Origin of the sequence: Pseudomonas sp. Z1-14 (genome assembly GCF_051132005.1) — a bacterium.
GTDB lineage: Bacteria > Pseudomonadota > Gammaproteobacteria > Pseudomonadales > Pseudomonadaceae > Aquipseudomonas.
The window spans coordinates 5,296,521-5,320,492 of record NZ_CP071646.1 but is presented as its reverse complement, the minus strand read 5'-3'; the positions used below and the strand labels follow the sequence as shown (position 1 = coordinate 5,320,492).

Here is a 23,972-nt window from a genome sequence, read left to right as displayed (position 1 = left end):
AAAATGCTGGAAACAGTCGTAGTCGTTTTTCATCTGCTGGGCGCACTGGGTGTAGTTGCTCTCGTATTGCTGCAGCAGGGTAAAGGTGCGGATGCTGGTGCGTCTTTTGGTGCAGGTGCTTCAAATACTGTATTCGGAAGCCAAGGTTCCTCTACCTTTCTTAGTAAGTTTACTGCTATACTCGCCGCCGGTTTCTTCATAACCAGCTTGGGGTTAGGTTACTTTGCTAAAGAGAAGGCTCATGAGCTGACTCAGGTAGGTTTGCCAAACCCAGCGGTGTTGGAAGCGCCAAAGCAACAACCGGCTTCTGATGATGTCCCGGTGCTTCAAGAGCAAAAGTCGGCCAATCCGGCGACTGACGTACCTCCAGCTCAAGAGCAGAAGTAAGAAGGTTTCAAACGCTGTATTGCCGAGGTGGTGGAATTGGTAGACACGCAACCTTGAGGTGGTTGTGCCCATAGGGTGTAGGGGTTCGAGTCCCCTTCTCGGTACCAATTATCAGGAGAGCCCGCAATTGCGGGCTTTCTTGTAGGTGGAAGCGTTACATTGACCCTGTAAGGGATCGGTCGTATACTTCCGCCCCAGCTTTGTCGCGGGATGGAGCAGCCTGGTAGCTCGTCGGGCTCATAACCCGAAGGTCGTCGGTTCAAATCCGGCTCCCGCAACCAGTTTCAGGGCCCCTTCCAAGGGGCTTTTTGTTAGCTGGACATTTACAACGCCGCTGTTCGACGGCGTTTCAGGGATGGGCGATTCGCCCATTTTTTTTTATTTGCATGGCATGCACATACATGCACGAGGGGGTTCAGGTGTCGAGCAAGCTAGAACAGTTGCAGGCCTTGTTGGCCCCGGTGGTCGTGGCCCTTGGCTATGAATGCTGGGGTATTGAGTTTTCGGCTCAAGGTCGCCACTCACTGTTGCGCGTTTATATCGATAAGGAAGGCGGCGTGTTGGTGGATGATTGCGCCATCGTCAGCCGTCAGATCAGTGGTGTGCTGGATGTTGAAGATCCCATCACCTCCGAATACACCCTTGAAGTTTCCTCGCCTGGCATGGAACGCCCTCTGTTCACTCTTGAACAGTTCGCTTTGTTTGCCGGTGAACAAGTGAAGATCAAGCTGCGCTCGCCCTTTGAAGGCCGACGCAACTTCCAAGGCCTTCTGCGCGGTGTGGAAGAACAGGATGTCGTGGTGCAGGTAGATGACCATGAGTTCCTGTTGCCGATCGATATGATCGACAAGGCCAACATTATTCCCAGTTTTGACTGATACGTGCCAGATACTGCGGATCCCGCGGATCCAATGGCTTGCGAAAGGCGAGGCGTACGATGAGCAAAGAAGTACTGCTGGTTGTTGAGTCGGTATCCAATGAAAAGGGCGTACCGGCTAACGTTATTTTTGAAGCACTCGAGCTGGCCCTGGCCACTGCTACCAAGAAGCGCTTCGAAGACGAAGTTGATTTGCGTGTGGAGATCAATCGCCACACTGGTGCCTACGAGACTTTCCGTCGCTGGACGGTAGTCGAGGAAGCCGACCTGGATGATCCGGCTATCGAAACCTGGCCGAGCAAGGTTGCAGAAACGCATCCTGGCGCCAAGGTGGGTGATGTCGTCGAAGAAAAGATCGAGTCCATCGAATTTGGCCGCATTGCTGCACAGACTGCCAAGCAGGTCATTGTGCAGAAAGTTCGCGAAGCCGAGCGCGCGCAAGTCGTCGATGCCTATCGCGAGCGCCTGGGAGAGATCATCTCCGGCACCGTTAAAAAAGTCACCCGCGACAACGTGATCGTTGATCTGGGCAACAATGCCGAAGCATTGCTGGCTCGTGAAGACATCATTTCTCGCGAAACTTTCCGTGTTGGCGTGCGTTTGCGTGCGCTACTCAAGGAAATCCGCACCGAGAACCGCGGCCCGCAGCTGATCCTGTCGCGTACCGCGCCGGAAATGCTGATCGAGTTGTTCCGCATCGAAGTGCCGGAAATTGCTGAAGGCCTGATCGAAGTAATGGCCGCCTCCCGTGATCCGGGTTCGCGCGCCAAGATCGCGGTCCGCTCCAAGGACAAGCGCATTGACCCGCAAGGTGCGTGCATCGGCATGCGTGGTTCGCGCGTCCAGGCCGTATCCGGCGAGTTGGGCGGCGAGCGTGTGGATATCGTCCTGTGGGACGATAACCCGGCTCAGTTCGTGATCAATGCCATGTCGCCCGCTGAAGTGGCGGCAATTATCGTCGACGAGGATGCCCATGCCATGGACATCGCCGTTGGCGCAGACAATCTCGCTCAGGCCATCGGTCGCGGTGGTCAGAACGTGCGTCTGGCTAGCCAATTGACTGGCTGGACCCTGAACGTGATGACCGAATCGGACATCCAGGCCAAGCAGCAAGCTGAAACCGGCGACATCCTGCGCAACTTCATCGAAGAGCTTGAAGTCGATGAAGAGCTGGCGCAGGTGCTGGTGGATGAAGGCTTTACCAGCCTGGAAGAGATTGCCTACGTACCGGTGGAGGAAATGCTCAACATCGACGGCTTTGACGAGGACATCGTCAACGAGCTTCGCGCTCGTGCCAAGGATCGCTTGTTGACCAAAGCCATCGCTACTGAGGAAAAGCTGGCAGACGCCCATCCGGCCGAAGACCTGCTCTCGCTTGAGGGCATGGACAAGGATTTGGCGATGGAACTGGCGGTGCGCGGCGTAATTACCCGCGAAGACCTGGCCGAGCAGTCTATTGACGATCTGCTCGACATCGACGGCATTGACGATGATCGTGCCGGCAAGTTGATCATGGCCGCCCGAGCCCACTGGTTCGAGTAATTAGGCGCGGCCTGAGGAGAGAAGTGCATGACGCAAGTCACGGTGAAACAACTGGCCGATGAGGTCAAAACACCGGTAGAGCGCCTGTTGCAGCAGATGCGTGAGGCAGGTCTGCCGCACACCGCCGCCGAGGAACATGTGACCGACAGTGAGAAGCAGTCCCTGCTCACTCACTTGAAGAGCAGTCACAAGGCGAAAGTGGAAGAACCGCGCAAGATCACTCTGCAGCGTAAAACCACCAGCACCCTGCGTGTTGCCGGTAGCAAAAGCATCAGCGTTGAAGTACGCAAGAAGAAAGTCTTCGTACAGCGCAGCCCGGAAGAAATCGAAGCCGAGCGCAAACGCGAACTGGAAGAACGTCGCGCGGCAGAAAATGCTGCACGTCAGAAGGCTGAAGAAGAAGCCAAGCGTCGCGCCGAAGAAGAAGCGCGTCGCCAGCCTGCTGCTGCGCAATCTGCTCCAGCCGAAGTGGTCGAGACACCTGCGGCGGCAGCTGAGCCAGTGCGTGAGAGCGCTCCTGTCCTGGCAGCTGCTCCGGCGCCGGCGGACACCCGCAAGCGCGACGAACAGCGTCGTCCGGACAAACCACGTGCCGACGACAACCGTCGTGGCAGTGGCGATGGCGAGCGCAAAAACGCTCCTCATCGTGCTTCGGTCAAGGAAAAGGCGCCTGCGCCGCGTGTTGCGCCACGTACCACCGACGAAGAAAGCGATGGCTTCCGTCGCGGCGGTCGCGGCAAGGCCAAGCTGAAGAAACGCAACGCCCACGGTTTCCAGAGCCCTACCGGCCCTGTCGTGCGTGAAGTGAAGATCGGCGAGACCATCACTGTGGGCGATCTGGCCCAGCAGATGTCGGTCAAGGCTGCTGAAATCATCAAGTTCATGTTCAAGCTGGGCACGCCAGCCACCATCAACCAGGTACTGGACCAGGAAACTGCCCAACTGGTCGCCGAAGAGCTGGGCCACAAAGTGACCCTGGTCAGCGACACCGCCCTGGAAGACTCCCTGGCCGAGTCCCTGAAGTTTGAAGGTGAAGCTGTTTCCCGTGCGCCGGTCGTGACCGTCATGGGTCACGTTGACCACGGTAAAACCTCGCTGCTCGACTACATCCGTCGTGCCAAGGTAGCCGCTGGCGAAGCCGGTGGTATCACCCAGCACATCGGTGCGTACCACGTTGAAACCGACCGTGGCATGGTGACGTTCCTCGATACCCCGGGCCACGCCGCGTTTACCGCGATGCGTGCCCGTGGTGCCAAGGCGACCGACATCGTGATCCTGGTGGTTGCAGCGGACGACGGCGTGATGCCGCAAACCATCGAAGCCGTTCAGCATGCCAAGGCTGCTGGCGTGCCGCTGGTGGTTGCGGTGAACAAGATCGACAAGCCGGGCGCCGATCTCGATCGCATCCGCAGCGAACTGTCGGTCCACGGCGTGACCTCCGAAGAGTGGGGTGGCGACACTCCTTTCGTTCCGGTCTCGGCGAAGATGGGTACCGGCGTTGACGAACTGCTCGAAGCCGTTCTGTTGCAAGCCGAGGTTCTGGAATTGACCGCTACTCCTTCGGCTCCTGGCCGTGGCGTGGTCGTTGAATCGCGTCTCGACAAGGGCCGTGGTCCGGTCGCGACCGTCCTGGTTCAGGACGGTACCCTGCGTCAGGGCGACATGGTGCTGGTCGGTTCGAACTATGGCCGCGTGCGCGCCATGCTCGACGAGAACGGCAAGCCAATCAAGGAAGCCGGTCCGGCTATCCCGGTCGAGATCCTCGGCCTGGACGGTACCCCGGATGCTGGCGACGAGATGAGCGTTGTGGCTGACGAGAAGAAAGCCCGTGAAGTGGCTCTGTTCCGTCAAGGCAAGTTCCGCGAAGTCAAACTGGCTCGCGCTCACGCCGGCAAGCTGGAAAACATCTTCGAGAACATGGGCCAGGAAGAGAAGAAGACGCTTAACATCGTCCTCAAATCCGACGTCCGTGGTTCGCTCGAAGCGTTGAACGGCGCCTTGAATGGCCTGGGTAACGACGAAGTGCAAGTGCGCGTTGTCGGTGGCGGTGTCGGTGGTATCACTGAATCCGACGCCAACCTGGCACTCGCTTCCAACGCTGTACTGTTCGGCTTCAACGTGCGTGCCGATGCCGGCGCGCGCAAGATCGTCGAGCAGGAAGGCCTGGATATGCGTTACTACAACGTGATCTACGACATCATCGAAGACGTCAAGAAAGCCTTGACCGGTATGCTCGGCAGCGACGTTCGCGAGAACATCCTGGGCGTGGCCGAAGTGCGCGATGTGTTCCGTTCGCCGAAGTTCGGCGCGATCGCCGGTTGCATGGTGATCGAAGGTGTCGTTCACCGTAACCGTCCGATCCGCGTATTGCGTGAAGACATCGTGATCTTCGAAGGCGAGCTGGAATCCCTGCGCCGCTTCAAGGATGACGCTTCCGAAGTACGTGCCGGCATGGAATGCGGTATCGGCGTCAAGAGCTACAACGACGTCAAGGTCGGCGACAAGATCGAAGTCTTCGAGAAGGTCCAGGTTGCTCGCAGCCTCTGACTCGCGTACTTCAAGAGCCGTACCGGGCAGTCGCATGAATATGCGCTGCCTGGCTGGCGGACTCTAAACGCAACGCCCGGTCTGGCTTTTGCCAGGCCGGGCGTTTGCCGCTTTCAGACCTCACGGGTTTGACCGTGGGGCAGTAACAGGTAACAAGACATGGCAAAAGAATATAGCCGTACCCAACGAATCGGCGATCAGATGCAGCGCGAGCTGGCCCAACTGATCCGTCGCGAAGTCAAAGACCCGCGCGTCGGCCTGGTGACCATCACCGCTGTTGAAGTCAGCCGTGACGTCGGTCACGCCAAGATCTTCATCACGGTGATGGGGCAGGACAGCGCCGAAGAAATTGCCCAGAGCATCAAGGTACTCAACTCGGCAGCCGGTTTCCTGCGCATGCAACTGGCGCGGGAAATGAAGCTGCGCAGCGTTCCACAGCTGCACTTCCACTACGACGAAAGCGTCGTGCGGGGTGCGCATCTGTCGGCGCTGATCGAGCGTGCCGTGGCTGAAGACAGTCAGCATCCGGCTGCCGCTGAACCCGAAGACACCAAGGAGTAATCGGTGGCTCAGGTCAAACGTATCCGTCGTAACGTCAGCGGCATCATCCTGCTCGACAAGCCGTTGGGATTTACCTCCAACGCGGCGTTGCAGAAGGTTCGCTGGCTGCTCAATGCTGAAAAGGCCGGGCACACCGGCAGCCTCGATCCACTGGCTACCGGCGTGCTGCCGCTGTGCTTCGGCGAGGCGACCAAGTTCTCCCAATACCTGCTCGATTCCGACAAGGGTTATGAAACCCTGGCGCAACTGGGCAAGACCACCACCACGGCGGATGCCGAAGGTGAGGTTTTGCTGGAGCGTCCGGTGACCGTTGGTCAGGCGGATATCGAGGCGGTGTTGCCGAAATTTCGTGGGCAAATCAGTCAGATACCGCCGATGTACTCCGCGCTCAAGCGTGATGGACAGCCGTTGTACAAACTGGCCCGTGCAGGCGAAGTAGTGGAGCGCGAACCGCGTTCTGTTACTATTGCGCGCTTGGAATTGCTGGCCTTTGGCGGTAATACTGCACGGCTCGCCGTGGATTGCAGCAAAGGCACCTATATCCGTACCCTGGTGGAGGATATCGGCGAGCAGCTCGGCTGTGGCGCGTACGTGGCGGAATTGCGACGGACCCAGGCCGGGCCTTTCACCCTGGCCCAGACGGTCACGCTGGAAGAGCTCGAAGCGGTACACGCCGAAGGCGGCAACGAAGCGGTCGACCGTTTCCTCATGCCTTCGGACAGCGGTTTGCTCGATTGGCCGCTGCTGCAGTTCTCCGAACACAGTGCGTTCTACTGGCTCAACGGCCAGCCGGTGCGCGCTCCGGATGCGCCGAAGTTCGGCATGGTCCGGGTGCAGGATCACAATGGTCGCTTCATCGGTATCGGTGAAGTGAGCGAAGACGGGCGTATCGCGCCGCGTCGATTGATTCGGTCGGAATGACCGGAACCAGCCTGTGTAACAACAGGCTGGCGAGTGTGGCTGTTAACAGGCACGGTCACTACTCATTTATAGATACAGGGATTTGTCCCTGGCCTGTTGAAGCTGTTTCCTCGGAACAGTTTCCTGACTAAAAGGATTGCCTCATGGCTCTCGACGTTCAAGAAAAAGCTCAAATCGTTGCTGACTACCAGCAAGCTGTTGGTGACACTGGTTCGCCAGAAGTGCAAGTTGCACTGCTGACCGCCAACATCAACAAACTGCAAGGTCACTTCAAGGCCAACGGTAAGGATCACCACTCCCGTCGTGGTCTGATCCGCATGGTAAACCAGCGTCGCAAGCTGCTGGACTACCTGAAAGGCAAGGACGTGAGCCGTTACAGTGCTCTGATCGCTCGCCTGGGTCTGCGTCGCTAATCAGCGATTGCGCTAGAGGTTGGTGGTCTGTCGTACGTCAGTGGGTTTCCCGCTGGCGCATGGCAGGCTCCCAGCCTCAAGTTTTATCTGGATACACGTTTTACCCTGGACAGGCGTCGGGCCGATTCCCGTCATTGCCCAAGAATTTCGCAAGAAGACAAGTTCCCCAAGAGCCACAAAGAAGGTAGGACACCGTGAACCCGGTAATCAAAAAATTCCAGTTCGGTCAGTCGACCGTTACCCTCGAGACTGGCCGTATCGCCCGTCAGGCCTCCGGCGCAGTGCTGGTCACCGTTGACGACGACGTCAGCGTATTGGTGACCGTAGTGGGTGCCAAGCAAGCCGATCCAGGCAAGGGCTTCTTCCCTCTGTCTGTGCACTACCAGGAAAAGACCTACGCCGCGGGCAAGATCCCTGGCGGTTTCTTCAAGCGTGAAGGCCGTCCTTCCGAGAAAGAAACCCTGACTTCCCGACTGATCGACCGTCCGATCCGTCCGCTTTTCCCCGAGGGTTTCATGAACGAAGTGCAGGTTGTCTGCACCGTCGTTTCCACCAGCAAGAAGACCGATCCGGACATCGCTGCGATGATCGGTACCTCGGCTGCGCTGGCGATCTCCGGCATTCCTTTCGATGGCCCGATCGGCGCTGCCCGCGTTGCGTTCCACGAAAGCACCGGCTATCTGCTGAACCCGACCTACGAGCAACAGAAGGCATCGAGCCTGGACATGGTCGTGGCCGGTACTTCCGAAGCCGTGCTGATGGTTGAATCCGAAGCCAAGGAACTGACCGAAGACCAGATGCTGGGCGCCGTGCTGTTTGCCCACGACGAGTTCCAGGTGGTCATCAACGCTGTCAAGGAACTGGCCGCCGAAGCCGCCAAGCCAACCTGGACCTGGGCTCCTCAGCCAGAAGCCACCGAGCTGCTGGGCGCGATCCGTGCCGAGTTCGGCGAAGCGATCTCTCAGGCCTACACCATCACCATCAAGGCCGACCGCTATGCGCGTCTGGGCGAGCTGCGTGACCAGGTCGTTGCCAAGTTCTCCGGCGAAGAAGGCCAGCCATCGGCCAGCGACGTCAAGGCGGCTTTCGGTGAAATCGAATACCGCACCGTTCGCGAAAACATCGTCAACGGCAAGCCGCGTATCGACGGTCGCGACACTCGCACCGTGCGTCCGCTGAACATCGAAGTCGGCGTTCTGCCAAAGACCCACGGTTCGGCGCTGTTCACCCGTGGTGAAACCCAGGCGCTGGTCGTTGCGACACTGGGCACCGCCCGTGACGCGCAACTGCTCGACACCTTGGAAGGCGAAAAGAAAGACCCGTTCATGCTGCACTACAACTTCCCTCCGTTCTCGGTGGGCGAGTGTGGTCGCATGGGTGGCGCCGGTCGTCGCGAAATCGGTCACGGCCGTCTGGCCCGTCGTTCGGTCCAGGCCATGCTGCCGGCCGCTGACGTGTTCCCGTACACCATTCGCGTGGTATCGGAAATCACCGAGTCCAACGGTTCGAGCTCGATGGCTTCGGTCTGCGGCGCTTCCCTGGCCCTGATGGACGCTGGTGTGCCGATGAAGGCGCCGGTGGCCGGTATCGCCATGGGTCTGGTCAAGGAAGGCGAGAAATTCGCCGTCCTGACCGACATCCTGGGTGACGAAGACCACCTGGGCGACATGGACTTCAAAGTGGCCGGTACCGCCAAGGGCGTCACCGCACTGCAGATGGACATCAAGATCAAGGGCATCACCGAAGAGATCATGGAAATCGCCCTGGGCCAAGCCCTGGAAGCGCGCCTGAACATCCTCGGTCAGATGAACCAGATCATCGGTCAGTCCCGTACCGAACTGTCGGAAAATGCTCCGACCATGATCGCGATGAAAATCGACACCGACAAAATCCGTGATGTCATCGGTAAAGGCGGCGCGACTATCCGTGCGATCTGTGAAGAAACCAAGGCTTCGATCGACATCGAAGACGACGGTTCGATCAAGATCTTCGGCGAAACCAAGGAAGCGGCAGAAGCAGCACGCCAGCGCGTCCTGGGCATCACCGCAGAGGCCGAGATCGGCAAGATCTACGTCGGCAAGGTTGAACGCATCGTCGACTTCGGTGCGTTCGTCAACATCCTGCCGGGCAAGGACGGTCTGGTTCACATCTCCATGCTGAGCGATGCTCGCGTCGAGAAAGTGACCGACATCCTGAAAGAAGGCCAGGAAGTGGAAGTGCTGGTACTGGACGTGGACAACCGCGGCCGTATCAAGCTGTCCATCAAGGACGTTGCAGCAGCCAAGGCGTCGGGCGTTTAATCACTCCCTCGCTTGACCGCTGAACAAGCAAACGCCCCGACTGGTTCGGGGCGTTTTGCTGTGTGCTGAAAATCCCTTCAGGGCAGGTTGCCTGTCCCCCGGGGACGATGCTAGGTTTAGCCACCGCCCGTGTAGCTCAGTCGGTAGAGCAGCGCACTCGTAACGCGAAGGTCGCAGGTTCGATTCCTGTCTCGGGCACCAATCCCCCCTGGTTATTTCACCTTCCTGCTCAGTTCCTCGACCGTGCGTTTGAGCTGTGTCAGCTCGTTGTCCTGATCGCTGAGCTGCCGTTTCAGGGACGAAATTTCGCTGCTGCTCGAACTTGAGCTGGAACCGCTGTTGCGCTTGAGTTCTTCCACTTGCTTGCCAAGGTCGTTCAGATCGCGTTCCTGTTCCTTGATGATGCGCTTGAGATCGTCTATCTCCTTGCTGCTGGAGGTGGAGCTGGAGCCACTGTTGCGTTTGAGTTCTTCGATTTGTCGGGCCTGCTCGCCAAGGGTGCGCTTCTGACTGTCCAGCTCGGCGGTGTTGTCCTTGACTGCTTCTGGTAGTTTTTCCAGATCACCCACGCTGATATTGGTCTTGACCAGAATATCCTTGTCGAATGAGTTGCGAAGCAGCGGGATAGTGTCAGACGGCAGAGGGGTGCCGGAGGAAACTTCGACTGCCGCTTGAACGGCACCGATCAAGCTCAGGCTGCCGAGCAGGAGGGACGTGGTTGCAAACCGGGTCGACGAACGTTTCGCAAGGCTGCGCATCATTGGGTTCCTGAAGAAGTGCCGATATGGCACATCGCTATGACTGGTTGCCATGACAAATGTTCCTGGGCACCTTGCCGTCAGGCATGAGATTTTTTCTGCGGTGGATGTAAAGAGCCGTGTAAATCGTTGGCAAAACATCCTATATTCGTCACCTGCATGAGCATCGCCCAGCAGTTTTCAGATGATCCACGAATGGTTCTGAAGGCCAGGAAAACCGAGCTTCCAACGGCTTCCTGCGTCAGAGAGATCCTTGATGATCCAGATCCATCTTCCATTCCCAGATCAGCGAGAACGCCATGACCGCTAAAGAATTGTCCCAAGAAGCCAGGCACGAAGAAGCCCTGGAAAAGTACCTCGAAGAAACGCCGCAGTTGCGCGATGAGATCAAGGACTTGTCCGCCGATGATCAGAAAGACCAGGTCCAGTGGGCATTCGAGGATGAGGCTGAAGCCCAGGGCCTGCAGCCTTGGGAGCTGACGCTCAAGTACACCAGTACGCCGGAAGAGTTCGAGGCGCAGCGCCTTGTCTTGCACAAGGAGGCGGCCGAGGTGTTGGGTGTGGATTGGGATGAGTACTGCGAGATGAATAATCTGGTGGTCTGAAAAAAACGCCAGCCTCTCAAGGCTGGCGTTTTTTGTTGTCAGAGACTCAAGCGCATCGACAGATCCACGGCTTTTACGTCCTTGGTCATCGCACCGATGGAGATATAGTCCACGCCGGTCTCGGCGATCGGGCGCAACGTGCTTTCGTTGATGCCGCCGCTGGCTTCCAGTTTCGCCTTGCCGCCGTTCAGGCGCACGGCTTCGCGCATGTCGTCCAGGCTCAGCTCGTCGAGCATGATGATGTCGGCATCGGCCGCCAGCGCTTCTTTCAATTCCGCCAGGCTTTCCACTTCGATTTCCACCGGCTTGCCCGGTGCGATCTTGTGGGCGGCGCTGATGGCCTGGGCAATGCCACCGCAGGCGGCGATATGGTTTTCCTTGATCAGAAAGGCATCGTAAAGGCCGATGCGATGGTTATGGCAGCCGCCGCAGATCACCGCGTACTTCTGGGCCAGGCGCAGCCCGGGCAGGGTCTTGCGGGTATCCAGCAATTTGACCTGGGTGTCGGCAACAAAGTCCGCCAGGTAGCGGGCCCGGGTGGCAACGCCCGAGAGCATCTGCAGGAAGTTCAGCGCGCTGCGTTCGCCCGTCAGCAGTGAGCGAGCCGGGCCTTCGAGGTGGAACAGCGCCTGGTCGGGGCTTGCCCGGTCGCCGTCGCGCACTTGCCAATGCACCGCGACGCGGGGATCCAGTTGTCTGAACACCGCATCGGCCCAGGCCGTGCCGCTGATGATCGCGGCTTCGCGGGTGATGATGGTGGCCTTGGCCAGGCGTTCGGCGGGGATCAGTTGTGCGGTGATGTCGCCGCTGCCGATGTCTTCGAGCAACGCACGGCGCACGTTGGCTTCGATTTCGGCGGTCAGATCGGCGAGGCGTAGATTCGGCATGACGGGCTCCACAAACAAAGTGGCCGGATTATAGGGCCAGGCCGCAGGCGAACCCAAGGCGCCACTTGCGCGCTGCCGGATGAAACCTGCATTTGGTCGCATGCCCGCAACATTTTCCCGATTGTCCTGTCAGTTGTTCCGAGTATTTCGAGCTGGTTCACAAGTGTCCACTGGTGCGACAGGGTTCTTTTACTCGATAATCCGCCTTTCGATTGACGCCATGACTTTGACGTCGCGAACCGAAGAATGCCCTTTCAGGAGGCCAGGATGCACAACGACGGGAATGTAGTGCCTTTGCACAAGGCGTCTACCGATCAGGCGAGTCGCTCGCCGCTCGCCCGCCTGCCTGTGATTCTGCTTCAGGTTCGCGACAAGGCTGCGCAGCAGTTGCGCCTTGGCTTGCAGGAATTGTTCGATAACGCTGACGATACCTTGTTCGAAATGGCCGACCGGGCGCGTAACGATGTGGAGCAGAACCTCTACTTCGAAGCCATGCGAGACCTGCGGCTGAAACGCAAGAGCATCGAACGTGAATTCCTCGAGCAGTTTTTCGAGGCGTTCGTCAATCTTGCCCAGTACGATCTGACCCAGGCCACCCTCGCGCCCGTATTGGGCGCCATACCGGCCCATCCCAACCATGATGACCTCGAACGCCGGCTGGCGGTGGAAACCATGGTCACCCGGGTGCTCAGTCGCGATGGCCTGTCTCTCGATCAACTCACGGCGCGACTCGGCGCGTTACTGTCGCGGCCCCTGGCGAACCAGCACAACCCCTTGAGCCCGGCCCTGCTGTGTGAGAATTTTCTCCAGGCCGGGCGTAACCTGGGCGTAGGCATCAAGGTCAAGCTGATCCTGCTCAAGCTCTTCGAGCGGTATGTGCTCAGCGAATGCGACAACCTTTATTCCGAGGCCAATCAGCTATTGGCGGCAACCGGGATCTTGCCGGATTTGAAGGTTTCTCCGTCGCGGCGGGCCTCGGACCGTGTCGAAGAGCCTGCTCGACCCAGCACTGCCGGGCCTGCCAGGCCAAGGGTCGACGATGTCGATGACAGCGTGCACGAAGTCTTCGCCGCTTTGCAGAAGTTGTTGGTCCAGGTGCGCGGCAGTGTCGCGCCGACCCTTGAGCCCAGTGCACCGGCCCAGCCAATCACGACCCGTGACCTTTTGCGCTTGTTGTCTCATTTGCAGCAATACGTGCCGGCCCCCTCGGTTCAGGATGACTTCGACCTGCGCAGCCAGCTTGAACAGCTGTTGACCCGGGTCAGTGTCAAGAGCGGCAAATCCCGCGTGGTCGAAGGCGCGGACGAAGACGTGATCAACCTGATCGCGATGATGTTCGAATTCATCCTTGATGACCGTAACCTGCCGGACTCCCTCAAGGCCTTGATCGGCCGGCTGCAGATCCCGATGCTCAAGGTCGCGGTGCAGGACAAGAGCTTTTTCAGTCGCAATAATCATCCGGCGCGCCGGTTGCTCAATGAAATCGCAGCGGCGGCGATGGGTTGGGGTGATTGCGATGATCATCAGCGCGACAGCCTCTATCTGCGCATCGAGCAGGTGGTGCAGCGCCTGTTGAACGACTTCGTCGACGATCCGGCGATATTTTCCGAAGTGCTGGCCGATTTCCTGGCGTTCACCAGCGACGAGCGCCGCCGTTGTGAATTGCTTGAGCAGCGCATCCGTGACGCCGAAGAGGGAAGGGCAAAGGCCGACCTGGCCCGACAGCGGGTCGAAGGGGCACTGAACCAGGTCATGCTGGGCAAAGTCCTGCCCCAGGCCGTAGTGGATTTCGTGCAGCAGGCCTGGAGCCAGGTGCTGCTGCTGACCGGCTTCAAGCATGGCGAGCATTCAGCCGAATGGCGGGCCGACGTGCTGACCCTGGAACAATTGGTCTGGAGTGTCCAGCATCACGAAGAGTCCGATGCGGGCCTGCGTTTGCTGGCGATGGTGCCGGAGCTGCTCAAGGCCCTGCGCGAGGGGCTGAGTCGCTCGGCGTTCGATCCGTTCGCCACCAGCGAATTTTTCAGCGAGCTGGAATTGCTTCATGTCCAGGCCCTGCAGCGGCTGGGTCAGGCAACGGAGGCTGGCGAGCCGGCGGATCTGCCGGTCATGGTCGAAGTGGCGGAACCCATCGTCCTTCGCACTGCGCCACAGACGCCCGCGCAAGAGCCGACCGTGCGCTTGCCGGCTGATGATGCAGGCCTGCTTCAGGTCGATCAATTGCGCCTGGGATGCTGGGTAGAGTTCCAGGAAGACGAAGACAACAGCCTGCGTTGCAAGCTGGCGGCGATCATCCAGGCCACCGGCAAGTTCGTTTTCGTCAACCGCACCGGCCTCAAGGTCCTGGAGCACAGCCGCACCAGCCTCGCCCTGGAGTTCCGCCGGGGAGCGGCACGTCTGCTGGACGACACCCTGCTGTTCGACCGGGCATTGGAGTCTGTTCTCGGCAACCTGCGCCAGCTCAATCGCGGCAAGTGATCGCGCAGCCGACGTAGATCGCGGCATACTGGCGGCACTCACCGTCGTCATCGAAGGAACCCGTATGCAGCTGGACCCCGTGAGCGGTTGGTGCGATGGCGTGCGTCATTGCCCTTCGCCCAATTTTAATGCGCGCCCCGAAGGCGAGATCTCCCTGCTGGTGATCCACAACATCAGCCTGCCGCCGGCACAGTTCGCGACTGGCAAGGTGCAGGAATTTTTCCAGAATCGTCTGGATGTCACGGAACATCCCTACTTTGCCGGTATTGCCGACCTGCGTGTCTCTGCGCATTTTCTGATCGAACGTGACGGCGCCGTGACGCAGTTTGTCTCTTGTCTGGAGCGTGCGTGGCATGCGGGGGTTTCGTGCTTCGAAGGGCGGGAGACGTGTAACGATTTTTCCATAGGCATCGAGCTTGAAGGCACCGATGATCTGCCGTTCACCGACGCGCAATATGTCGCGTTGGTGGACCTGACCCGGCAGCTTCGCGCGGCGTTTACGGCGATCACGGTGCAGCGCATCTGTGGGCACAGCGACATTGCTCCGGGGCGCAAGACCGATCCGGGACCGGCATTCGACTGGGCGCGCTATCGCGCGGCCCTGACAGAAGGGGAAGGACAATGAGTTTTCTGGTGTTGCTGCTGGCAGTCTGGATCGAGAAATTCTCGGCCCTGCGCCAGCGGGTCCAGCGTGACGGCGGTTGGCTGGGCGAGCTGAACAAGCTCGAAGCGAGCCCACGCTGGGTCAATCGGCCCTGGCTGGTGCTGATGGTGATGGTGCTGTTGCCGGTGGCGCTGTTGGCATTGCTGTTATGGGTGCTGGAGCCGGTGGCCTATGGTCTGCTGGCACTGCCGGTGCACCTGTTGGTGGTGATCTACAGCCTGGGGCGCGGCGATCTGTTGGCTGAACTCGGGCCGTTTCGCGACGCTTGGCGCCGTGAAGATCTGCAGGCAGCGAATCATGTGGCCAAGCGCGACCTGAACATCGATGCCGATGGCGGCGAGCAGTTGCTGGAGCGGGTCCAGGGGCACTTGCTGTGGCAGGCGTACCAGAGTTTTTTTGCGGTCATCTTCTGGTATTTCCTGCTGGGCCCGGTGGCTGCCCTGAGCTATCGATTGCTCGCCCTTGCCGCCGAACACAGCCACAACCCCGGCGTGGCCGAGCGTGCGGCGCAGCTGCGCCACGCGTTTGATTGGGTACCGGTGCGGTTGTTGGCGGCGAGCTTCGCCCTGGTGGGCAACTTCGTGGCGGTCAGCCGGGTGATGCTGCACGAACTGCTGAACTGGAACATCAGCGCGGCCGACCTGATCAACAAGGTCGGCCTGGTGGCCGGCGAGATCCCGACTCCCGTCGCCGGGCCGGACGGCATCAACAGCCTGGATCGGCTGTGGGAACTGCTGTTGCGCGCGGCAGTACTCTGGTATGCCGGGTTTGCGTTGTGGACGGTGTTGGCCTAGGCAAGCGAGTCGGTTGTGGCGAGGGGATTTATCCCCGCTGGGGCGCGAAGCGGCCCCCTCGCTTTTGGAAGCCAGATACCAGGGGCTGCTTCGCAGCCCAACGGGGATAAATCCCCTCGCCACGACTGAGCCGGGTCATTCCTCTCGTTAACCTTAAGTTACAAATCTCCTCGCCGATTTAGGCTATACAGAAGCAGCGTCCGCATAGTGGCCTTCTGCTGCCTGCCCGCGCGCCTATAAAAATAAAAATTATCGGGAGACTTCCTTGTGAAGAGTTTGCTCTGGCCCGCCGTCGCCCTGATGAACCGCCTGAGCTTCGGCATGAAGTTCAGCCTGATCAGCGTGTTGTTCCTGCTGCCGATGCTGGTGACCAACTTCTTTCTGGTACGCGATTCCTACCGGGAGTTTCAGGGCACTCAAGTCGAGTTGCAAAGCCTCGACTTGCTGGGCAGCAGCCTGACTCTACGCCGCGACCTGGAGACCTTGAACAACCTGGTGCAGATCAATGCCAGCCTGGGCCAGTCCGGCAAGGCGGGCGACGTGGAAAGCCGGATCAGCACCCTGGAGCAACAGATTCTCGCGCGCCTCCAGGGCATGCAGGCGATGGCCGCAGAGCCCGAGCACGTCAGCGCCTTCGATGCCAAGCGCGACGAAATGATTGCCGCCTTCAAGGCCCAGCAGGCCGAAAGCTCACTGCAAAGCAAAAGCGCGTTGATCGGCAGGTTGCTCAACAATGCGCAAATATTTGGCCAGGTCATCGCCAGCCAGGCGGGCCTGAGCCGCGACAACCAGGGCGACATCCGCCAACTCAGCGACCTGATGGTCGGCGTGACTCCCAAGGTCACCCAGATCCTGGGCGAAGGGCGTGCGCTGGGGGCTTCGTCGTTGGGCTTGGGGTTCCTCAATTCTGCTTCGAGCACCCGGTTTGACGAGTTGCTGGTACAGGTCGAAAAACTCCAGGGCGAATATGATCTTAAATTGCAGGACGCCCTTGGCTCCAGCAAGGCGGCCGGGCAGGCGCTTGCCGAGCAGGCTGGCGCCAGCAGGAATTCTCTCAAGCAGGCCGCCGAACTGATCGAGGAACAGGTGGTGATGGCTGATACGCTCGACGCCCCCTGGTCGGCGTTTTACCAGCAGGTCAGCGGCCTGATGGAACAGACCTATCGGCTGAACGAAGTGACACTGGGTTTTCTCGGTGTCCAGTTGCAGCACCGCCTGGAGCAGAACCGCAGCCACATGGTGCTGCAAGCGGTGGCACTGGCGGTGGTGTTCCTGTTGATTTTTTACCTGTACGCCGGTTTTTATGCCTCGACTCGCACCACGCTCAAGCATTTGGGCGCAATGATGGACAAGGTCGCGGCCGGCGACATGACGGTCAATTTCGTGGCTCGCAGCAAGGATGAGTTGGGCGAGCTGGGTGAAGTGTTCAACGGCACCGTGGCGAAAATCCATGACCTGATCGAGCAGGTCGGTCGCACGGTTGCCGAGGTCGAGCGCCAGGCCGGTCAGGTGCAAGCGGTGTCTGCCCAGAGCAACCAGGCCGTGGCCGGGCAGCGCAGCCAGATCGAGCTGGTCGCCACGGCGATGAACCAGATGTCGGCCACCGCCCAGGAAGTTGCCAGCAGTGCCGCCGCGGCGGTCAGCAGCGCCCATAGCGTGAATGATGAAACCCTTAGCGGACGCGGCCTGGTTGAGTCACAGCAAAGCAGCATCGCCCGGCTGGCCAGTGAAATCGATCAGTCGGTGCAAGTGATCAATCAACTGGCCACCGACAGCCAGGCCATCAGCCGTGTACTGGATGTGATCAAGAGCATCGCCGAGCAGACCAACCTGCTGGCGCTCAATGCCGCGATCGAAGCGGCCCGGGCCGGCGAGCAGGGGCGTGGGTTCGCGGTGGTGGCCGATGAGGTCCGTACCCTGGCCAAGCGAACCCAGCAATCGACCGAGGAAATCGAAGCGATGATCAGCCGGCTGCACAGCGGCGTGGGCGCCGCCGTCAAGGCCATGGGCAGCAGTCATGAAATGGCCAGCGGCACCGTCGGCCAATCGGAAAGGGTTCAGCAGGCCCTGGAAAATATCCTCGGCGCCGTAGGCATGATCGTCGACCAGAACCAGCAGATTGCCGCTGCCGCAGAGCAACAGACGGCGGTCGCCCATGACATCGACCAGAACATCGTCGAGATCAACCGCGCGGGCGAGCGCACCGCCGAAGGCGCGCACCAGACCGAAGACGCCAGCCGCGAATTGTCCGCGCAGGTGGTGCAGCTGAAGCAGTTGATCAATGCGTTTCGGGTTTGATTCCTGTGTCCACACAGTTCCAATGTGGGAGCGAGCCTGCTCCCACAGGTTGTCACCAATTGAACAGTTGGCGGGCGTTGGCCGTGCTGGCCTCGGCCAATCGCTCCGGGCCGATCCCCATGATCTGCGCCAACGCCGCGCAAATCGCCGGCAAATGCGCCGGGCTGTTGCGCTGGCCGGGGAACATCGCCGGGGCCATGTCCGGTGAATCGGTCTCCAGCACCACCGCGTCCAGCGGCAGTTTTGGCAGCACCCGGTGCATGCGCAAAGCCTGCGGCCATGTCGCAGCGCCGCCGAGGCCGAGCTTGTAACCGAGCCTGATGTATTCGCGGGCCTCTTCGAAGCTGCCGGCGAAGGCGTGGATGATGCCGGTGCGGGTGGGGCGGATACGCTTCAGGGTCGCGATCACCGCCGCGTGGCTGCGGCGCACATGGATCAGTGCCGGCAGTTCGAACTCCACGGCCAGGCCCAGTTGTGCCTCGAACAACGCCTGCTGGCGATCACGGTCCAGGGTCTCGATGTAATAGTCCAGGCCGATTTCCCCCACCGCACACAACTGCCGATGCCCGGCCAGGCGGGCCAGCCAGTCACGCAATTGCTGAAGATCTTCGCCACGATGCCGGTCGAGGTACACCGGGTGCAGGCCCAGCGCGGCATGCAGGTCGGGGTCGCTTTGCACGAGGTCCCAGACCCGTTGCCAGTTGTCCCGAGATACCCCCAGCAAGACCATTTGCCGAACGCCCAGGGCGCGGCTTTCGGCCAGCAGCGCCGAGCGATCCGCGTCGAAATCCGGGAAGTCCAGGTGGGTGTGGGTGTCGATCAGCTCCATGGTTCGATCCGGGAAAATCCTCAGCCTTGGTGGATGCGCTGTTTGAACGTGCGGGCAATCGCCTGGACACCAGGCTGGTAGTTATCGTTCTCGATGGCTGCCAGCGCCAGTTCCAGCGCCTTGGCGGCGATCAGTTGATGCTGTTGGGACATGGCATTGACCGGCAGCGGCAGGAAATCCAGCAATTGCGTATCACCAAACGTGCCCAGGCGCAGCGGCCGCGACTTGAGCGGAAAATCATGCAGGGCGTCGAACACGCCTTGCAGCAGTACATAGGACGTAGTGATCAGCGCATCGGGCAAATGCCCCAGGCGCGCGAGCATCTCGTCCATCAGTTGGCGACCGCATTCACGGCTGAACGACTCGCCGTGTTCGATAAACACCTGGCCGTCGAACCCGGCCAGCGCCTCGCGGAACCCCGCGGCCCGCTCCTGGCTGATGCTCAGTTCGGGACGGGCACTGATCAGCGCGATCTGCCGCGGGTGGGTGTCCAGCAGGCTGCGGGTCAGTTGCAGGCTGGCCTGGCGGTCATCGCTGATCACCGAGCAGAAGTGCGCCGGCTCCATCACCCGGTCGATGGCGATGATCGGAATACCCTTGGCCTGGAGCTGACGGTAACTGTCATCCTCGGCCGGCAGGCAACTGGCGACGATCAGCGCATCGCAGCGCCGGGCGCGGAACAGTTGCAGCAATTGGCGCTCGCTGTCGGGCGCGTCGTCGGAACTGGCGATCAACAGTTGATAGCCCCGGGCGCGGGCGCCTTGCTCCAGGAGCTTGGCAATACGGGCATAGCTGGGGTTTTCCAGGTCCGGCAGGATGAAACCCAACGTCCGCGTGTGCCGGCTGCGCAGCCCGGCGGCCTGGGGGTTAGGCGTGAAGCCATGTTCTTCGACCACCGCCCGCACCCGTTCGACGGTCGCGTTGCTGATGCGTTGCTGTTCGGCCTTGCCGTTGATGACGTAGCTGGCGGTGGTGACGGACACACCGGCAAGCTGGGCGATATCACTGAGTTTCAACCCGGTTTTCCTTGTTTTTTCGAGTGTGCCGCGACATTGAAGGCCCATCCTACCCGATTCGGCACGATGGTCACCCCCGAGGCGCTTTCGACAAGTTGCACTTCAAGGATGAGAGATTATCGAGTAACGTGCCAATCTTTCTAGATTAAACGTTTCAGCAGGCGTATTTTCAGGCTCTTGGGATTTTCTGGCCGCACTGCCGCGATACCGCCGGAAGCCGTCCCACACGCTAAGCTGATTCATTCAAAACAATACCTGGCGCCCACCGGACGCCAAAAAGGAGAAAGCATGCTCGAGCTCACTCTAGAGCAGATATCCATGGCCCAGGTGGCTGTGGATAAAGACGCCGCGCTGCAATTGCTCGCCGACAAACTGGTGGCCGATGGCCTGGTCGCCGAAGGTTACCTCGCCGGTTTACAGGCCCGCGAGGCCCAGGGCTCGACCTTTCTTGGCCAAGGTATTGCCATTCCCCACGGTACCCCGCAGACCCGCGACCTGGTGTATGCCACCGGCGTGCGCCTGCTGCAATTCCCGGACGGCGTGGATTGGGGCGATGGCCAGATCGTTTACCTGGCGATTGGCATCGCGGCCAAATCCGACGAGCACCTGCGCCTGTTGCAACTGCTGACCCGCGCCCTCGGCGAGACGGACCTGGGCCAGGCCCTGCGCCGCGCCGGGTCTGCCGAGGCGCTGTTGAAACTGCTGCAAGGCGCGCCGCAGGAACTGGCGCTGGATGCGCAGATGATCGGCCTCGGCGTGTCGGCCGACGATTTCGAAGAACTGGTGTGGCGCGGCGCTCGTCTGTTGCGCCAGGCGGACTGCGTGAGCAACGGCTTCGCCGGTGTGTTGCAGCAGGTCGAGGCGCTGCCGTTGGGCGACGGCCTGTGGTGGCTGCACAGTGAACAGACCGTCAAGCGCCCTGGCCTGGCTTTCGTCACGCCGGACAAGCCCATCCGCTACCTCGGCCAGCCCCTGAGCGGACTGTTCTGCCTGGCCAGCCTCGGCGAGGCCCATCAGGCCTTGCTGGAAAGACTCTGCGCGCTGCTGATCGAAGGTCGCGGCCACGAACTGGGCCGCGCCACCAGCAGTCGCAAGGTCCTCGAAGTGCTGGGCGGCGAGCTGCCCGCCGACTGGCCCAGCGCCCGTATCGGCCTGGCCAATGCCCACGGCCTGCATGCACGTCCGGCGAAAATCCTCGCGCAGTTGGCGAAAAACTTCGAAGGTGAGATCCGCGTGCGCATCGTCGACGGCCAGGACAGCGCCGTGTCGGCCAAGAGCTTGAGCAAACTGTTGAGCCTGGGCGCCCGTCGCGGCCAGGTCCTGGAGTTCATCGCCGAGCCGAGCATTGCCGCCGATGCGCTGCCGGCCTTGCTGGCCGCCGTCGAAGAGGGGCTCGGCGAAGAGGTCGAACCGCTGCCGCCACCGAGCGCGCCACGGGAAACCACCATCGCCGAAGTCGCCAGCGTGATGCTGGCGCCCGAATCCGGCAGCCTGCTCCAGGCGGTCGCCGCCGCACCGGGCATCGCCATCGGCCCGGCGCATATTCAAGTGCTGCAAGACATCGACTATCCGTTGCGCGGCGAGTCACCGGCCATCGAGCGCGAGCGCCTGCAAAAAGCCCTGAGCCAGGTGCGCCGCGACATCGAAGGCTTGATCGAGCGCGCGAAGGCCAAGGCCATCCGCGAAATTTTCATCACTCACCAGGAAATGCTCGACGACCCGGAGCTGACCGACGAGGTCGACACCCGCTTGAAGCTGGGCGAGAGCGCGCAAGCGGCGTGGATGGGCGTGATCGAAGCCGCCGCGAAAGAACAGGAAGCCCTGCAGGATGCCTTGCTTGCCGAACGTGCCGCCGACTTGCGGGACGTTGGCCGTCGGGTGCTGGCGCAACTGTGTGGCGTGGAAACGCCGGCTGAGCCGGATCAACCGTACATTCTGGTGATGGACGAAGTCGGCCCCTCCGACGTCGCCCGCCTGGATCCGGCTCGGGTGGCGGGGATCCTGACCGCCCGGGGCGGCGCCACCGCCCACAGCGCGATTGTTGCCCGTGCCTTGGGCATTCCCGCCCTGGTCGGCGCCGGGGCAGCGGTATTGCTGCTGGCGCCGGGCACCTCCTTGCTGCTGGACGGCCAGCGCGGTCGGCTGCATGTCGACCCGGACGCCGCCACGCTGCAACGCGCCGCCGAAGAACGCGACACCCGCGAGCAGCGCCTCAAGGCCGCCGCCGAGCAGCGTCACCAACCGGCGCTGACCCGTGACGGTCACGCCGTGGAAGTGTTTGCCAACATCGGCGAAAGCGCCGGCGTCACCAGCGCGGTGGAGCAGGGCGCGGAAGGCATTGGCCTGCTGCGCACCGAATTGATTTTCATGGCTCACAACGAGGCCCCGGACGAAGCGACCCAGGAAGCCGAATACCGCAAGGTGCTCGATGGCCTGGCCGGTCGGCCGCTGGTGGTGCGAACCCTTGATGTGGGCGGCGACAAACCGTTGCCGTACTGGCCGATCGCGAAGGAAGAAAACCCGTTCCTCGGGGTGCGCGGCATCCGCCTGACCTTGCAGCGTCCGCAGGTCATGGAAGCGCAGTTGCGCGCCTTGTTGCGCTCGGCGGACAACCGTCCGCTGCGGATCATGTTCCCCATGGTTGGCAGCGTCGACGAGTGGCGCCAGGCCCGCGACATGACCGAGCGCCTGCGCCGGGAAATCCCGGTGGCGGACCTGCAACTGGGGATCATGATCGAAGTGCCGTCCGCCGCGTTGCTGGCGCCGGTGCTCGCCAAGGAGGTCGACTTCTTCAGCGTCGGCACCAATGACCTGACCCAATACACCCTGGCGATCGACCGGGGCCACCCGACTCTGTCGGCCCAGGCCGACGGCCTGCATCCAGCGGTATTGCAGCTGATCGACATCACCGTGCGCGCGGCCCATGCCCATGGCAAATGGGTCGGCGTGTGCGGCGAGCTGGCGGCCGATCCGCTGGCGGTGCCGGTGCTGGTGGGCCTGGGCGTCGACGAATTGAGCGTTTCGGCCCGCAGCATTGCCGAGGTCAAGGCGCGGGTTCGCGAATTGAGCCTGGCGCAAGTACAAACCCTGGCCCAAGAGGCCTTGGCCGTGGGCAGCGCTGACGACGTGCGCGCATTAGTGGAGGCGCTGTAATGGCGAAGATTCTTACCCTGACCCTCAACCCGGCGCTCGACCTCACGGTGGAGTTGGCGCGCCTGGAACCGGGCCAGGTCAACCGCAGCGATGCCATGCACGCCCACGCCGCCGGTAAAGGCGTGAACGTGGCCCAGGTGTTGGCCGATCTCGGCCACACGCTGACGGTCAGTGGATTTCTCGGCGAGGACAACGCCCAGGTGTTCGAGACGCTATTCGCTCAGCGTGGCTTCGTCGACGCATTCATCCGCGTTCCGGGCGAAACCCGCAGCAACATCAAGCTGGCCGAGCAGGACGGCCGCATCACCGATCTCAACGGCCCGGGCCCAATGGTCGACGAAGCCGCGCAGCAGGCGTTGCTGGCGCGCCTTGAGCAAATCGCCCCAGGCCACGATGTGGTGGTCGTGGCGGGCAGCTTGCCGCGTGGCGTCAGTGCGCAATGGCTGCGGGCGCTGATCACGCGCCTGAAACAACTTGGCTTGAACGTGGCCCTCGACACCAGCGGCGAAGCCTTGCGCGTCGCCCTGGCGGCGGGGCCGTGGCTGATCAAGCCGAACACCGAGGAGCTGGCCGATGCGCTGGGCTGCGCCGTGGTCAGCGAATTGGCCCAGGCGCAAGCGGCGCAGCGCCTGCATGCCGAGGGTATCGAGCACGTGGTGATTTCCCATGGCGCCGACGGCGTGAACTGGTTCAGCGTCGGTTCGGCGCTGCATGCTTCGCCGCCCAAGGTGACGGTTGCCAGTACCGTGGGTGCCGGTGATTCGCTGCTGGCCGGCATGCTGCACGGCTTGCTCGGTGCGCACACGCCGGAGCAGACCCTGCGCAGCGCCACGGCCATCGCCGCCATGGCGGTCACGCAGATCGGTTTTGGCATCCACGACACCGCGTTGCTGGCGTCGCTTGAACAGGGCGTGCGCGTGCGCCCCCTGACAGAACAATAAG

The 23,972-nt window shown here is 61.1% G+C and carries 19 protein-coding genes, 3 tRNA genes and 1 pseudogene; 19 read left to right on the top strand and 4 right to left on the bottom strand.

The features are described 5' to 3' along the window. Positions 1-3: 3 nt before the first annotated feature. From secG to J3P89_RS24470, 11 genes are all read left to right on the top strand, one after another. Complete coding sequence (secG, locus tag J3P89_RS24520) at positions 4-387, top strand: preprotein translocase subunit SecG (protein ID WP_025211789.1); 384 nt, start codon at positions 4-6, stop codon at positions 385-387. A gap of 21 nt (positions 388-408) precedes the next feature. Further along, positions 409-494 (top strand) — tRNA-Leu (locus J3P89_RS24515). Between the two features lie 97 nt (positions 495-591). Then, positions 592-668 (top strand) — tRNA-Met (locus tag J3P89_RS24510). A 138-nt stretch (positions 669-806) separates the two neighbouring features. Further along, positions 807-1,265, top strand: coding sequence for a ribosome maturation factor RimP (gene rimP / locus J3P89_RS24505; RefSeq protein WP_053118762.1), 459 nt, complete (start codon positions 807-809; stop codon positions 1,263-1,265). Between the two features lie 59 nt (positions 1,266-1,324). Beyond that, a complete protein-coding gene (gene nusA / locus J3P89_RS24500) occupies positions 1,325-2,806 on the top strand; it encodes a transcription termination factor NusA (protein WP_047229054.1) in 1,482 nt (493 codons plus the stop codon). Between the two features lie 27 nt (positions 2,807-2,833). Then, positions 2,834-5,353 carry a translation initiation factor IF-2 gene (infB, locus tag J3P89_RS24495; RefSeq protein ID WP_434626165.1) on the top strand — a complete coding sequence of 840 codons (2,520 nt, stop codon included), beginning with the start codon at positions 2,834-2,836 and terminating at the stop codon, positions 5,351-5,353. A gap of 159 nt (positions 5,354-5,512) precedes the next feature. Further along, positions 5,513-5,914, top strand: a complete 402-nt coding sequence (gene rbfA, locus J3P89_RS24490) for a 30S ribosome-binding factor RbfA (RefSeq protein ID WP_181287552.1) — start codon at positions 5,513-5,515, stop codon at positions 5,912-5,914. 3 nt (positions 5,915-5,917) lie between these two features. After that, complete coding sequence (truB, locus tag J3P89_RS24485; RefSeq protein WP_434626164.1) at positions 5,918-6,835, top strand: tRNA pseudouridine(55) synthase TruB; 918 nt, start codon at positions 5,918-5,920, stop codon at positions 6,833-6,835. Between the two features lie 143 nt (positions 6,836-6,978). Continuing rightward, positions 6,979-7,248, top strand: a complete 270-nt coding sequence (rpsO, locus tag J3P89_RS24480; protein ID WP_011332409.1) for a 30S ribosomal protein S15 — start codon at positions 6,979-6,981, stop codon at positions 7,246-7,248. A gap of 194 nt (positions 7,249-7,442) precedes the next feature. Continuing rightward, positions 7,443-9,548, top strand: coding sequence for a polyribonucleotide nucleotidyltransferase (gene pnp, locus J3P89_RS24475; protein ID WP_305496899.1), 2,106 nt, complete (start codon positions 7,443-7,445; stop codon positions 9,546-9,548). Positions 9,549-9,673: 125 nt separating this feature from the next. Then, positions 9,674-9,749 (top strand) — tRNA-Thr (locus J3P89_RS24470). Between the two features lie 11 nt (positions 9,750-9,760). On the opposite strand, the gene J3P89_RS24465 is transcribed toward J3P89_RS24470, so the two are convergent. Next, positions 9,761-10,306, bottom strand: a complete 546-nt coding sequence (locus tag J3P89_RS24465) for a hypothetical protein (protein WP_434698054.1) — start codon at positions 10,304-10,306, stop codon at positions 9,761-9,763. Positions 10,307-10,605: 299 nt separating this feature from the next. Here J3P89_RS24465 and J3P89_RS24460 point away from each other — a divergent pair, with 299 nt between their 5' ends. After that, positions 10,606-10,911, top strand: a complete 306-nt coding sequence (locus J3P89_RS24460) for a DUF6388 family protein (protein ID WP_434602788.1) — start codon at positions 10,606-10,608, stop codon at positions 10,909-10,911. A gap of 38 nt (positions 10,912-10,949) precedes the next feature. On the opposite strand, the gene nadC is transcribed toward J3P89_RS24460, so the two are convergent. After that, entirely contained in the window at positions 10,950-11,798 is an 849-nt protein-coding gene (gene nadC, locus J3P89_RS24455; RefSeq protein ID WP_434695901.1) for a carboxylating nicotinate-nucleotide diphosphorylase, read from the bottom strand. A gap of 267 nt (positions 11,799-12,065) precedes the next feature. Here nadC and J3P89_RS24450 point away from each other — a divergent pair, with 267 nt between their 5' ends. The 5 genes and pseudogenes from J3P89_RS24450 (at position 12,066) to J3P89_RS24430 (ending at position 18,032) form a co-directional block, all read left to right on the top strand. Then, complete coding sequence (locus tag J3P89_RS24450) at positions 12,066-14,276, top strand: DUF1631 domain-containing protein (protein WP_434695900.1); 2,211 nt, start codon at positions 12,066-12,068, stop codon at positions 14,274-14,276. A gap of 64 nt (positions 14,277-14,340) precedes the next feature. Then, positions 14,341-14,901 carry a 1,6-anhydro-N-acetylmuramyl-L-alanine amidase AmpD gene (gene ampD / locus J3P89_RS24445; protein ID WP_434569850.1) on the top strand — a complete coding sequence of 187 codons (561 nt, stop codon included), beginning with the start codon at positions 14,341-14,343 and terminating at the stop codon, positions 14,899-14,901. After that, the gene (ampE, locus tag J3P89_RS24440; RefSeq protein ID WP_305496891.1) at positions 14,898-15,734 is read left to right on the top strand and encodes a regulatory signaling modulator protein AmpE; all 837 of its coding nucleotides are present in this window, start codon (positions 14,898-14,900) and stop codon (positions 15,732-15,734) included. Before ampD ends, ampE begins: the two co-directional genes overlap by 4 nt. Before the next feature lie 300 nt (positions 15,735-16,034). After that, a pseudogene (locus J3P89_RS24435) lies at positions 16,035-17,174 on the top strand (HAMP domain-containing protein); the annotation flags it as partial. Positions 17,175-17,318: 144 nt separating this feature from the next. Next, a complete protein-coding gene (locus tag J3P89_RS24430) occupies positions 17,319-18,032 on the top strand; it encodes a methyl-accepting chemotaxis protein (RefSeq protein WP_434698053.1) in 714 nt (237 codons plus the stop codon). Between the two features lie 52 nt (positions 18,033-18,084). Here the strand turns inward: J3P89_RS24430 and J3P89_RS24425 are convergent, their stop codons facing one another. Further along, the gene (locus tag J3P89_RS24425; RefSeq protein WP_434695897.1) at positions 18,085-18,861 is read right to left on the bottom strand and encodes a TatD family hydrolase; all 777 of its coding nucleotides are present in this window, start codon (positions 18,859-18,861) and stop codon (positions 18,085-18,087) included. Between the two features lie 20 nt (positions 18,862-18,881). Then, positions 18,882-19,877, bottom strand: a complete 996-nt coding sequence (gene cra, locus J3P89_RS24420) for a catabolite repressor/activator (protein ID WP_434695894.1) — start codon at positions 19,875-19,877, stop codon at positions 18,882-18,884. A 288-nt stretch (positions 19,878-20,165) separates the two neighbouring features. Here cra and ptsP point away from each other — a divergent pair, with 288 nt between their 5' ends. Both ptsP and pfkB read left to right on the top strand, forming a co-directional pair. Next, a complete protein-coding gene (gene ptsP, locus J3P89_RS24415; protein WP_434695893.1) occupies positions 20,166-23,030 on the top strand; it encodes a phosphoenolpyruvate--protein phosphotransferase in 2,865 nt (954 codons plus the stop codon). Then, positions 23,030-23,971 carry a 1-phosphofructokinase gene (gene pfkB / locus J3P89_RS24410; RefSeq protein ID WP_434695892.1) on the top strand — a complete coding sequence of 314 codons (942 nt, stop codon included), beginning with the start codon at positions 23,030-23,032 and terminating at the stop codon, positions 23,969-23,971. The genes ptsP and pfkB overlap by 1 nt, the downstream gene beginning before the upstream one ends. The last annotated feature ends 1 nt before the right edge of the window (position 23,972 follow it).